Raw genomic sequence first — 12,494 nt, 5'->3', positions numbered from 1 at the left:
AAGTTGTCAACGCACCGGCTCCCGGCGCGGCCGTTGTTTAGGTCATCCGACCTAACGGTGGTGCCCGGGTGACGCCTGCGGGACGGGCCGGTGATCTCCTCAACGCGACGCTCCCGCAGGCCCGTTGACCGCTGTCGAACCGGGGTGCGGGCGGGGCGCGACTCAGGCGGGGTCCGCGCCGGGCGGCCCGGCCGCCGCGGCCTTCCCCGTCGACCGCACCGCGAGGGCCGTGCGCGTGGTCACGCCGTACTTGCGCATCGCGGAGTTCACCTGCGCGGCGATCGTCTTCGGCGATCGCGAAAGGGCCTGCGCGATCTGCCGGTTGGTGAGCCCGCGCACGACCAGCCGGACCACCTCCTGCTCGCGCGGCGACAGCAGACCGCCGTAACCGCGGCGCCCGGTACGCCGTTTCGCACTCCGCTCGCCGGACGCGGCCCCGGACGCGGCCCCGGACGCGGCCCCGGACGCGGCCAGCGTGCGCGCCACCCGCGCCGCGTCATGGCGCGCACCGAGCGCGCCGAACTCCTCTGCCACGGTGTGCAGTTCACGCACCGCGGCGCCCGGCTGCCCCGCGGCGAGCAGCCAGCGGGCGGCGCGCTCGCGGGCCTGCGCCGCGTCATAGGGGCGCGGCAGCGCCTGCCACGCTTCGGCCGCCGCCCGCCAGCTCGCGGCCGACCCCGCGGCGCGCTCGGGCGCGCCGGACAGGTCGGGCGGCTCGGCGAGCAGCGCCCGGCAGCAGGCCAGCGCCGCGGTCAGCACCGGCACCGACCGCCCGGCGGCGCCCTGCGCGAACGCCTCGGCCAGCGCCTCGGCCTCCGCGCGGCGGCCGGTGGCCAGCAGCGCCCCGAGGTGCGGCGGGAGCAGGTCCGCGGCCCACAGCCACAGCCCCTTGCGGGTCATCCGCCGCACCGGCTCACCGGTGACGGCCAGCACCTGCGCCGGATCGGCGGTGAGCCGGGCCAGCGCCCCGGCCGCCTCGGCGACCGTCTCGGCCGCGCCGCGCTGCCGGCTCTCCGCCAGCAGCGAACGCAGCGCCCGGACGCTCTCGGCGTCCGGCCCCGAGCGGGCCGCCCGCAGCATCGCGCCGACCAGCTGCGCGTCGATCCGGATCATCGGCTCGCCCACCGCCGCCCACTGCGACAGCCGCCGGTCCAGGCCCTCCCAGGCCCCGGTGCGCCAGTCCAGATGGTCCCTGGTGGCGGCGGCCATGTCGTGCAGGCCCTGGTAGCCGTGCCGCTCGGCGCAGTCGACCGCGAGGTCCAGATGCTGCCGGGCCTGCTCGTACAGCCCCCAGTACAGGCCCTGGCTGCCGGCGTTGAGATGGAGGCGGGCGTGCTGCCGGGCGGCCTGCGGCGTCGACTCGTCGCCGTCGTGCTGCTGCGCCAGCTCCCAGCCGCTCTGCTCGCCGAGGTTGAGCAGCGCGGTCACGTGGTTGACGTGCAGGACGCGCTGCTGGTCCGCCGTGACCGCGCCGAGCGCCGCGACGGACTGGGCGCGCCTGAGCCACCGCAGATGGGTGGAGACCGGCCACGACGCGTGCAGCGGGATACCGAGCATCGTCATCCCGTACGCCACCGCGTAGCCGCCCTCGGCGAGGTCGGGGATGGCGAGCTCGAACTCGGCCGCGCCCTGGGCGTGTTCGCCGACGTCCAGCAGCAGCCGGCCGAGCTGCGCGCGGATCGCCGCCCGCTCGCGCGGCACGAGCTGCCCGCCCCCGGACCCCGCGGCCAGCGCCGCGCGCAGCGTCCGGACGATCCCGCCGCGCTCGGTCGCCCCCGTCGCGGTCTGGAGCGGCAGCTTCGCGGTGAGCGCGGCCAGGTCGGTGACGGGCAGCGCGGGATGGGTGATCAGGGCGTGCAGCAGGGTGACGGCGGCGGCGTGGTCGCCCGCGGCCAGCGCGGCGTCGGCGGCCTGCCGGGCGTACGCAGCCCAGCGCTCGACGTCCCCGGCCAGCTCGAAGTGGCGGGCGATACCGGTCAGCGGGCGCGGCGCGGTGGCCGCCAGGGCCTCGGCGGCCCTGCGGTGCGCGGCGCCGCGCTCGGGGGCGGTCGCTTGCGCGTAGACGGCCCTGGCCGCCAGGGCGTGCCGGAAGCCGATCAGGGGCGGGCCGGCCTGGTGCGGCGCGGCGCCGACGCCGCCGGCAGCGGCGGGGAAGGCGTCGTCGAGGAGCCCGGCGGCCAGGGCTCGGCCGACCGCCGCGGGCCAGTCCGCCGCGGGCAGCCCGCTGACGGCGGCCAGGACCTGCGCGTCGGCCGGTTCACCCAGGACGGCCGCCGCCAGCAGCACCCGCCGCGCGTCCGCGTCCAGCCGGGCGGCGCGCTCGCGCACCGCGTCACCGATCGCGGCCGGCACCTCGATCTCGCGGCGGCCGCGGCGCGCCCACTGCCCGCCGCGCAGCACCAGGTCGCGCCGTTCGCGCAGCAGCCGCACGCACTCCGCCAGCGCCAGCGGCACCCCCTCGGTCCAGCCGTACAGGGCCCGCGCGAGACCGGGCGACACCCGCTCCCCGCCGAGCATCGAGGACACCAGCGCGGCGGCGTCCGCCTCCGGCAGGCCGCCGAGTACGACCCGGGCCCGGCCCCCGTCCTCCGGCGGGCGGGCGGTCAGCCGCAACAGCGGCGAAGCCGCGGGCACTTCGCCCGGGCACCAGGTCAGCACCACACTCACCCGCCGCGGCCGGGCCGCCAGGAGGTGCACCAGGAAGTCCAGCGTGCCCGCATCGGCCCGGTGCGCGTCCTGCACCACCAGCGTCCGCACCTCCAGCCGGTCCAGCAGCTCCGCGAGCGCCCGCAGCCGCTGGTGCGCCGCGGCGCCGGGGTCCACCAGGCCGGGCGGCACGGGCGGCAGATCACGCGCCCACTCCGGGAACAGCGGCCGCAGCGCCGCCCCCACCGCGGACAGTCCTGCGCCGCGGACACCGGGCGCGGCCTGCCGCAGGGCGTCCACCACCGGCGCCAGCGTGAAATGCCCGGCGTACGGCGGGCACCGCACGTACAGCGTGCCGATCGGGGCCCGGCCGCACTCCGTCTCGGCACCGGCCGCCCGTACCGCCTCCCGTACCAGGCGGCTCTTGCCGATGCCCGCCTCGCCCTCGACCACGACGAACGCGGGCGGGTGCGCCAACGCCTCGGTGAGCTGCGCGAGTTCGGCCGCGCGCCCGACGAACCGGGGCCGCCGCAGGCCCCCGCCCTGCTCCCCGGGTACGGCCGGCTCCCCGGGCGTCTCCACGCCCACCCCCGCGCCTGCGCCCGCGTCCGCCCCCACGCCCACCCGCCTCCTGTCCCCCCGCCGCTCCCCGCTCCCCGCTGCCTCGACCGACCGGCCGATTCTCGTGCACCGGCGCGCACCCGCGCCAGCAGGGCAGGCCCGGCGCTCAGCCGCGGCCGCGGCCGCGGAGCCTGATCCACATGTCCCGCGCCTGCCGCCCCGCGGCCGTACGGCTGCGTGCCACCAGCCGCCGGGCCTGCCCGGGGGTCTCGGCCATCGCCCGCGAGCCCGGCAGCGGCTTGCCCGCGGTCTCGCGCAGGAACAGCGTGGAGACGAAGCCGATCACCCCGGCGACCATCAGGTAGTACGCCGGGATCATGTTGTCGCCGGTCGCCTCGACCAGCGCGGAGGCGAACAGCGGGGTGGTGCCGCCGAAGAGCGAGACGGAGATGTTGAACGCGATGGACAGCGCGCCGTAGCGCATGCGGGTCGGGAACAGGGCGGGCAGCGTGGCCGCGGAGGTGCCCGCGAAGGTCACCAGCAGCAGGCCGAGCACCGCGCAGCCGACCGCCGGCAGCGCGATCCCGCCCTGCCGGATCAGCAGGAACGCCGGCGCCGACAGGGCGACCAGCGCGATGCTGCCGGTCATGAACAGCGGCCTGCGCCCCCAGCGGTCCGAGCCGCGGCCGACCGCGGTGATCGTCAGGACCACCAGCAGCATCGTGGCCAGCACCATCAACTGCGCGGTGGTGGACCCGAAGTCGAGGGTGGAGGTCATGTACGTCGGCAGGTAGGAGGTGACCATGTAGTTGGTGACGTTGTACAGCAGCACCAGCCCCATGCAGATCAGCACCGCCTGCCAGTGGTCGGTGAAGATCTCCTTCAGCCGTCCGCCGCCGGACTGCCGCGCCTGCTCCACCGGGCTGTCCTCGCCCGGCGCCGCGTGCGCCGCCTGCTCGACCTCCTCCTTGAACGCGGGCGTGTCCTCCAGCTTCAGCCGCATGTACAGGCCGGTCACGCCCAGCGGCCCGGCGACCCAGAACGGAATCCGCCACGCCCAGTGCTCCAGGCCGTCCGACCCCGCGGTGAGCGTCAGCACCGTGACCAGGCCCGAGCCGAGCGAGTAGCCGATGAAGGTGCCGAAGTCGAGCCAACTGCCGAGGAAACCGCGGCGCTTGTCGGGCGCGTACTCGGCGATGTACGTGGTCGCGCCCGCGTACTCGCCGCCGGTGGAGAAGCCCTGCACCAGCCGGCACACCAGCAGGAGCAGCGGCGCCAGCAGCCCGGCGGAGGAGTAGCTGGGCAGCACGCCGACCGCGAAGGTGCTCGCGGCCATCATGATCATGGTGATCGCCAGTACCCGCTGCCGTCCGATCCGGTCGCCGAGCGGGCCGAACACCAGCCCGCCCAGCGGCCGGACGAGGAAGGCGGCGGCGAAGGTGGCGAAGGTGGACACCACCTGCGTCCCGGGGCTGCTGGCGGGGAAGAACACCTTGCCGAGCGTGTCGGCGAGGTAGGCGTAGACGCCGAAGTCGAACCACTCCATGGTGTTGCCGAGCGCGGCCGCGGTCACCGCCAGCCGCACCTTCGGCAGGTCCGCGACGGCCACGTCCGAGGGGCTCAGCGGGTGCTTGCGGCGGCGCAGCAGCGTGCGGTAGAGCTGGTCGACCCGCTGGGCGGACCGTTTCTCCGGGTTGCTCTGTGCCCGCTCCCGGGCGCGCTCGCGGGAGGTCTCCAAGTCCCGTTCGCCGCCTGCCGGGCGGGCCTGCTCGCGGCGCCGCTCGCGCTGGCGCTGCTGCTGCCGCTGCCTGCGTTCCTGCCGCCGGGCCCGTTCGGGTCCGCCCGGTCGCCTTCGGCGCGCGTCCATACCGTCGCCCTTCTCCGGGCGGTCGGCCCGGGTCGGGGGCCGGCGCGGGCGTCCGTCGCGCCAGGTCGTGCCCTGTTCCTTCCTATCGGCCCGGCCGCCCGCACCGGCTCAGGCGCAACCGCCGTTCACCCCAGGAGAGGAGGGCCGAACGGTCAGCGGCCGGGCCCGCCGCGGGCCCGCCGCCCGCTCGTGTCGTCCGGTCGTCCAGGAGCCGACCGTGCGCGGCGGCGCTCCCGCGGGCCTCAGTGCTGCTCGGCCTTCCAGAAGCCGGAGAAGGTGATGCGGTCCTTCGGCATGCCCGCGCGGTGCAGGTGGCGGCGGCCTTCGGTGGCGAGCGTCTGCTCGCCGACGACGAAGGCGTACCCGTCCGGGTCGATGTCCCGGTGGGCGCGCAGGGCGGCCAGCGCGGCGCTGCCGGGCGCGGTGCCCGGGTCGGTGCGCGGTATCCACTCGACGCGTACGCCGGGCGGGCCGGCCAGGGTGCGGCGGTCGCCGTCGGTGGGCACCTCCTGGAAGACCCGGCCGACGGTGTCGGGCGCCAGCGAGCGCAGGATGCCGGCGACCGCGGGCAGGCCGGACTCGTCGGCGACCAGCAGCACGCTGGAGGCGTCGGCGGGCGGGTCGAACAGGATGCCCTGGTCGATCAGTGCGAGCTCTTCGCCGTGCCCGGTCGAGCAGGCCCAGATGGCGACGGTGCCGGCCAACTCGCCGTCCGGGCCGCGGTGCACCACCACGTCGATGTCCAACTCGCCGTCCTCGGCGCGGAAGTCGGCGACCGTGTAGTTGGCGCAGTGCGGCCGCACCTCGTCGGGCATGGCGAGGTAGGGCTGCCACCACTTCTCGCCGCCCGCCTCCGGCACGTGGAAGCGCTCCTGGTGCGGGTGGCGCAGGAACAGCCGGAACCAGTGGTCGTAGCCGCGCCAGGGGAAGCCCCGCAGCTCGTCGCCGCGTACGGTCACGCGCTGCATGTTCGGGGTCAGGCGCGTGGTCGACACGACCGAGGCACGGAACAGCTGGGATTCACGGGTGAGGGTGCGTGCGCGAGTGCTCATGAAGGTAAGGCTAAGCTAACTTTCGTGATCGTAGCTACGGAGCCGGCCGAGCCGCCGCAGCGGACCCGCCGGCCGTTCCCGTCCCCGTCCCTGTCCCGGTTCCGTGCCGCCGGTGGGAGATCCCTCGGCGCGCTGGCCGTGGCCGTGGCCGCCGTGTGCGTCGCGAGCCTTCTGCTGGGCAGCAATCCGCTCACCCCCGCAGCAGTGCTGCACGGACTGCTCCACCCCGGCTCCGGCACCGACGCCGCCGTCGTCTACGGCTCGCGGGTGCCGCGTACGGTCATCGGCCTGATCGCCGGGGTCTGCCTGGGCGTGGCGGGCAGCGTCATGCAGGGCCACACCCGCAACCCCCTGGCCGACCCCGGCCTGTTCGGCGTCTCGGCCGGCGCCGGGCTCGCCGTCGTCCTCGGCATCGTGGTGCTGGGCCTGTCCGGCCCGGCCGCGTCGGTGGGCCTGGCGCTGGCCGGCGCCCTCCTGGCGAGCCTGGCCGCCTTCGCGATCACCGTCGCCGGCAGCGCCACCGCGAACCCGGTGCCGCTGGCCATCGCCGGCACCGCGGTCTCCGCGCTGCTCGGCGCGATCACGTCCTTCCTGACCCTCGCCGACCGCGACAGCCTGCGCGCCTACCAGCTGTGGGTGGTCGGCTCGCTGTCCGGCCGCCAACTCCACGACGTGTGGGCCACGCTGCCCTTCGCCGCCGCCGGGCTGCTGCTCGCCGCGCTCAACACCCGTGCCCTGGACAACCTCGCCCTGGGGGAGGACCTCGCGCGCGGCCTCGGCGAGAACCTGCTCGTCGCCCGCGGCACCGGCCTGGCCGCGATCACCCTGCTCACCGCGGCCGCCACGGCCGCCGCCGGCCCGATCGCCTTCGTCGGCCTGGTCGTTCCGCACCTGGCCCGCGCGCTGGTCGGCGCCGGACACCGGCTGCTGCTGCCCGCCGCGGCCCTCGTCGGCTGTCTGGTCGTCCTGGTCGCGGACATCGCCGGCCGCGAGATCGGCGGCGCCTCCGAGGTCCAGGTCGGCATCATGCTCGCCGTCGTCGGCGGGCCGTTCTTCGTCGTGGTCGCCCGCCGCCGCTCGCTGGTCAGCCTGTGACCGCCGTACAGCCCGCCGCGCCCGCGGGAGTTGCCGGGGCCGCGGGGCGGCACGGCGTACTGGTCGGGCCGTTCGGGTTCGCGTGGCGGCCGCGGGTGCTGGCGGCCACGGCCGCGGCCGCGCTGCTCGCCCTCGCGCTGGTGGTGACCGCGATCGCGGTCGGCGGGGCGCAGGTGTCGGTGCCCGACATCCTGCGGACGCTGACCGGGCGGGGCGACAGCTTCGACCGGCTCATCGTGGTCACCCTGCGGCTGCCGCGGGTGCTCACCGGCGCGCTGGTGGGCCTGGCGCTGGGCGTGGCAGGGGCGTTGATGCAGACGGTCACACGCAACCCGCTGGCCACGCCCGACGTGGTCGGGGTGTCGTCGGGGGCGTCGCTGGGCGCGGTCGCGGCCGTGGTGCTCGGCGGCGGCGGGGAGAGCGTCGGCGGGACGCTGCTGGGCGCGGGCATGCCGGCCACCGCGGCGCTGGGCGCGGTCGCGGCCGCGGCCGTGGTGTACGGACTGGGGTGGCGCGGCGGCGGTGTGGAGGGCTACCGCCTGGTGCTGGTGGGCATCGGGGTGGCGGCGATGCTCGACGCCGGCACCAGCTATCTGCTGGTGCGCGCCCGCGTCACCCAGGCGACGGCCGCCTCGCAGTGGCTGGTCGGCTCGCTGTCCGGCGCGTCGTGGGACGGGGTGCGGCCGCTGCTGGCCGCGGTGGCCGTGCTGGTGCCGCTCGCGCTCGCCGGGTCGGCCGCGCTGGCCGTCTCGCACCTGGGGGACGGCATCGCGCGGGGCGTCGGACTGCCGGTCCAACTGCACCGCGCGGTCGTGGTCGGCCTGACCGTGCTGCTCACGGCGGCCGCGGTCGCGGCGGCCGGCCCGGTGGGGTTCGTCGCGTTCGTGGCGCCCCAGATCGCGGTGCGCGCGGCCGGGACCGCGCGCCCGCCGCTGCTGCTGTCCGGGCTGACCGGCGCCTGCCTGGTGCTGCTGGCCGACACGCTCGCGCGCACGGTCTTCCCGTGGGACGTGCCGGTCGGGATCGTCACGACCGTGGTCGGCGCGCCGTACCTGATCTGGCTGCTGGTCAGACACCGCAAGGAGATGACGGCATGACCGCCGCACCCGTACCCGAGTCCGTACCCGTATCCGGGGCCGGCGGCGCCGTACCCGTGCTCCAGGCCCGCGGTGTGTGCCTGGGCTACGACGGGCGCACCGTGCTCCAGGGCGTGGACCTGGACATCGAGGCCGGCACCGTCACCACGCTGGTCGGGGCGAACGGCTGCGGCAAGTCCACCCTGCTCAAGGCGTTCGGGCGGCTGCTGGCCCCGCGCACGGGCACGATCCTGCTGGACGGCGAGCCCCTGCGCACGTACCGCTCGCGCGCGGTGGCGAGCCGGTTGGCGATCCTGCCGCAGAGCCCGGTGGCCCCGGCCGGCACGAGCGTACGGGACCTGGTGATGCGCGGCCGCAACCCGCACCAGAGCTGGGCCCGGCCGTGGACGCCCGCGGACGACGCGGTGGTGACGCGGGTACTGTCCGACACCGGGCTCGCCGAGGTGTCCGACCGGGCGGTGACGGAGCTGTCGGGCGGTCAGCGGCAGCGCGCCTGGATCGCCCTGGTGCTCGCGCAGGAGGCGCCGACCCTGCTGCTGGACGAGCCGACGACCTACCTCGACCTCGCGCACCAGCTGGAGGTGCTGCGGCTGGTGCGGCGGACCAACCGCGTGTCGGGCACCACCGTCGTGATGGTGCTGCACGACCTGGGGCTGGCGGCCCGCTACTCCGACCGGCTGGTGGCCCTCGGCGAGGGGGGCGTGCTCGCCGACGGGAAGCCGGCCGAGGTGCTGCGACCGGAGCTGCTGCGGCGGGCGTTCGGGCTGCGCGCGCGGGTGGTGCCCGACCCGGTGACCGGCACTCCGCTGGTGCTGCCGGAGGAGGACGAGGAAGGTTAGGCTAACCTAAGCTCACTATGTCGAACCTTCCACGCCTCCGCCTGCTCCCGCTCCTCGCCCTGGCTCTGATCGCCGCTCTGGCCGCCTGCTCCTCGTCGAACTCCGGCGCGGACAGCGCCGCGTCGGCGTCCTCCCAGCGCTGGACCTTCACCGACGACCTCGGCAAGACCGTCACCCTCGACCACGCGCCGCAGCGCGTGGCGGGCATGAACGACGAGATCGTCCCCCTCATGCACTACGGCATCGAGCCCGTCGCCGCCTGGGGCTACGCCACGTTCAAGGCCGACGCCCGCTTCGACGGGCTCGACACCTCCGGCGTCCAGCAGGTCGGCTCGGTCGCCGGCGAGATCGACGTCGAGAAGCTCGCGGCGGCCCGCCCCGACGTCATCGTCTCCGAGGCATACCCGACCGACGAGAAGGGCACGATCGACACCACCCAGCCCGACTACGGCTTCAAGGACCTCGCCCAGCAGAAGCAGGTCGAGGCGATCGCCCCTGTCATCACGATCCTGATCGGCGGCGACGGCGCCGACGTCGTGGCGCACACCACCAAGCTCGCCACCGCGCTCGGCGCCGACGCCGCGACGGTCGCCAAGGCCAAGGCCACCTATGACGCGGCCTCGGACCGGCTGCGGAAGGCCGCCGCGGCGCACCCGGTCACCGTCGCGGCGATCTACGCCGACAGCGACGGCATCAACGCCGCCAAGTACCAGGACGACCCGGCGCTGCGGCTCTACTCCGACCTCGGCGTGAAGTTCTTCGCGCCCGAGCCCGAGGGCTTCTACTGGGCCGACTACAGCTGGGAGAACGCCGGCCAGGTCGGCGGCGACCTCTGGCTGCTGGAGCAGGACGGCTACGACCGGGCCCAGTTGGCCAAGCAGCCGACCGTCAAGCAGAGCCCGGCGCTGGCCGCGGGCCAGGTCCACCCGTGGCTGTCGGCGACGCTCGACTACGTCTCCCAGGCGGGCTACATGAACCAGCTCGCCGGGTGGATCGACGCCGCGAAGCCGGTCACCGGCTGACCGTTAGGCGGCCGGACCGACGGACCGACGGACCGACGGACCGACGGACCGACGGCCCGACAGCCTGGCTCGGGCGGTCGGTGTGGGCGGGGCGCCTCCTCAGCGTGCCGACGGTACGTCGCCCATGGCGCGCCGGACCTCGGCTGCGGGGAAGGGGGTGGCTTTGCTCTGCGCGATCAGGCGGCGGTGGAAGTCGTCCAGGACGATCGCGTGCCGGGCGTGGCGGCTGATGACCGCGCCGAGGTCGGCCGGCACACCGGGTGGCCGGCGGCCCGCGACCCATGCGCGCAGGAAGGCGCCGTGGTCGGCGCCGCCGCGCACGCCGTCGGGCAGGTGATGGCGCAGCAGGTGGCCCGGTGCGTAGCTGCGGTCGTAGACGAGGTGGTCGGCGAGGAAGGCGTGCTCCTCCGCCGACAGTTCGAAGTCGCGGCTCAAGGCCAGCCCGAAGTCGGCGAAGTAGACCCGCCGGCCGTCGGTGAGCAGGTTGGAGAAGTGCGCGTCGAAGTGGACCAGCCCGCGCGCGCTCATGAACTCCGTTCCCCGGCGCAGTTCCTCCTCCACCCACAGGTAGGGCGAGCGGACCTCCTTCTCCTGCCCGGCCCGTGCCTCGCCCAGCCACGCGCCCAGCGTCCTCGGCACATGCTCCAGGAAGAGCACCAGGCTGGCGGACGACCGCCCGATCGCTTCCAGGCGGTGGCGCACCGCCGGCGAGCCGTCCCAGTGCGCCACCGCCCCCGCCACGCCCCCGAACTCGTCGGCGAAGCCGGTGGGGGGAGCGTCCGGCAGCACCCGCCAGTGATACAGCAGCGGGAACCCCGCGTACGCGTCCCCCAGCACCCAACCGGTCGTCATGATGTGCGTCGCCAGCTCGCGCCAGGCGCCGAAACCGGCCGACCCGACGCCGTACTGGTAGAAGAGCGGAAGACCGAACACGTTGGCGGTGGACCGCACATGCGCCGGCCGCAACTCGAGGTCCGTCAACGGGACCCGCTTGACGAAGACCCGCCTCCCCTCCACCTCCATCTCCGCCGACCTGCCGCCGATGCCGGAACCCAGGCCCGGCGCGGCGGCCACCGCCTCCCCCAGCCGCCGGTCGCTCCACAGCGACAGCCGCGCACCCACCTCCGCGTAGGCGGCCACCCGCGCGGACCGCCCTGACCCGGACCCACCCATGAGCACCTCCCGACCGACACCCCGACCGACCGCGACCGATCATGGCAGAACGGCGGACTTGACCGGTCAGTTGGTCGGTCGGTCGGTCGAAGAGCCGACGGGCCCGGGCGATCACCGACTCCGGGCCCTCGCGCGGAGCGCCGTCCGCCGAGCCGACACCAGCGCCCGCCCCCTGCCCGCCTCCGCGGCCGACGCGGGCGGGGCCGACGCGACGCCGAGGGGGCCGCACGGGTCATGGCAGCCCTTGACGCGGCTTTCGCCGACGCGCGGCAGGGCGTTCCGCTGAGCTTCGCGCTCCTGGCGGGGTGGCAGCGGACCGTGCTGGGCCGTCAGTCTGTCGGGTTCCGTCCGGCACCCGCCTCCGCGAAGGGCGGGCAGGAGCGCTACGGCCTCGCCCCCGGCACACGGACGCGCTTCGAGCGCTGCCTGTCCGAGAGCACGCACGCGGATCTGCCGCTGCCCGCACGCGCGGCCCGTGCCTACCTCGACGTCCTCTTCTTCCATCCGTTCGAGGACGGCAACGCCCGTGCCGCCATGCTGGCGTTGGCGTTCCTCCTGGCACGGGAAGGTGTCTTCCTCCGGGATGCTCGTCCGGTGGCGGTCATGCGCTGGGCCGACGACGCCGAGGGAGCGGCCGATCTCGCGGTGCTGCTCGGCATCCTGACCACCGCGGCGGAGCGAAAGCGTTCTCACGGGGCGCCGGACACGGGCGGCTAGAGCGCGTAGTCGCCGGCCAGGGTGTCCCAGGGAAGGGTGTGGAGGGCGGGATCGGCGTGCTCGGGGGACGGGGTCGGCTGGAACCAGGCCACGGTGAGGGTGGAGCGGTGCAGGACCGGGTCGAGTGCGGGGGAGACCACCGTCGAGTCGAAGACGCCGATGCACGTGACGGAGGGCAGGACCTCGACCGGGCCGAAGGGGCCGGCGGGACCGTCCGGGTAGCTGCGGGTGGGCGGCAGGAGGTGGACCGGCGCGGAGGGGAAGGCGGCTTCGGCCCGACGTCGAAGGCGCCTGACCGTACGGTCGTTGAAGAGTTTGCTCGGGTAGCCCTCCAGCACCCCCGCGTAGGTCGAGGACATGCGCAGCTCGGTGAGGTCGATCGAGCGACCGGACGAGAGGACCATGCGGCTCAGGGGCATGACGAC

Annotated in this window: 10 protein-coding genes; 5 read left to right on the top strand and 5 right to left on the bottom strand. The window is 75.5% G+C overall.

Features of this window, described 5'->3' with window-relative positions; all coding sequences use genetic code 11:
• Nucleotides 1-162 precede the first annotated feature (162 nt).
• The 3 genes from AC3ERT_RS16650 to AC3ERT_RS16640 form a co-directional block, all read right to left on the bottom strand.
• The gene (locus AC3ERT_RS16650; RefSeq protein WP_435175060.1) at nucleotides 163-3,264 is read right to left on the bottom strand and encodes a helix-turn-helix transcriptional regulator; all 3,102 of its coding nucleotides are present in this window, start codon (nucleotides 3,262-3,264) and stop codon (nucleotides 163-165) included.
• Between the two features lie 109 nt (nucleotides 3,265-3,373).
• Nucleotides 3,374-5,074 (bottom strand): glycine betaine/L-proline transporter ProP, encoded by a 1,701-nt coding sequence (proP, locus tag AC3ERT_RS16645; protein WP_335979224.1) that lies wholly within the window; start codon nucleotides 5,072-5,074, stop codon nucleotides 3,374-3,376.
• Between the two features lie 242 nt (nucleotides 5,075-5,316).
• On the bottom strand, nucleotides 5,317-6,126 hold the full coding sequence (locus AC3ERT_RS16640; protein WP_435175057.1) for a siderophore-interacting protein: 810 nt from the start codon (nucleotides 6,124-6,126) through the stop codon (nucleotides 5,317-5,319).
• Nucleotides 6,127-6,150: 24 nt separating this feature from the next.
• Between AC3ERT_RS16640 and AC3ERT_RS16635 the strand changes: the two genes are divergently transcribed.
• The 4 genes from AC3ERT_RS16635 to AC3ERT_RS16620 are packed head-to-tail and all read left to right on the top strand — an operon-like array spanning nucleotide 6,151 to nucleotide 10,179.
• A complete protein-coding gene (locus AC3ERT_RS16635) occupies nucleotides 6,151-7,221 on the top strand; it encodes a FecCD family ABC transporter permease (RefSeq protein ID WP_435175055.1) in 1,071 nt (356 codons plus the stop codon).
• Entirely contained in the window at nucleotides 7,218-8,318 is a 1,101-nt protein-coding gene (locus tag AC3ERT_RS16630; protein ID WP_435175053.1) for a FecCD family ABC transporter permease, read from the top strand. The genes AC3ERT_RS16635 and AC3ERT_RS16630 overlap by 4 nt, the downstream gene beginning before the upstream one ends.
• Nucleotides 8,315-9,157, top strand: a complete 843-nt coding sequence (locus AC3ERT_RS16625; RefSeq protein ID WP_435175051.1) for an ABC transporter ATP-binding protein — start codon at nucleotides 8,315-8,317, stop codon at nucleotides 9,155-9,157. The genes AC3ERT_RS16630 and AC3ERT_RS16625 overlap by 4 nt, the downstream gene beginning before the upstream one ends.
• A 17-nt stretch (nucleotides 9,158-9,174) precedes the next feature.
• Nucleotides 9,175-10,179 carry an ABC transporter substrate-binding protein gene (locus AC3ERT_RS16620; RefSeq protein ID WP_335979236.1) on the top strand — a complete coding sequence of 335 codons (1,005 nt, stop codon included), beginning with the start codon at nucleotides 9,175-9,177 and terminating at the stop codon, nucleotides 10,177-10,179.
• A 99-nt stretch (nucleotides 10,180-10,278) separates the two neighbouring features.
• Here AC3ERT_RS16620 and AC3ERT_RS16615 read toward each other — a convergent pair whose 3' ends face one another.
• On the bottom strand, nucleotides 10,279-11,352 hold the full coding sequence (locus AC3ERT_RS16615) for a BUD32 family EKC/KEOPS complex subunit (protein WP_435175049.1): 1,074 nt from the start codon (nucleotides 11,350-11,352) through the stop codon (nucleotides 10,279-10,281).
• 234 nt (nucleotides 11,353-11,586) lie between these two features.
• Between AC3ERT_RS16615 and AC3ERT_RS16610 the strand changes: the two genes are divergently transcribed.
• Nucleotides 11,587-12,069, top strand: a complete 483-nt coding sequence (locus tag AC3ERT_RS16610; RefSeq protein WP_435175047.1) for a Fic family protein — start codon at nucleotides 11,587-11,589, stop codon at nucleotides 12,067-12,069.
• Here the strand turns inward: AC3ERT_RS16610 and AC3ERT_RS16605 are convergent.
• Entirely contained in the window at nucleotides 12,066-12,488 is a 423-nt protein-coding gene (locus AC3ERT_RS16605; RefSeq protein WP_435175045.1) for a hypothetical protein, read from the bottom strand. The genes AC3ERT_RS16610 and AC3ERT_RS16605 overlap by 4 nt on opposite strands.
• Nucleotides 12,489-12,494 lie beyond the last annotated feature (6 nt).

The organism is Actinacidiphila sp. bgisy145, assembly GCF_057708125.1.
The sequence above is the reverse complement of the archived record's forward strand: the minus strand, read 5'-3'. Positions and strand labels throughout refer to the sequence as shown.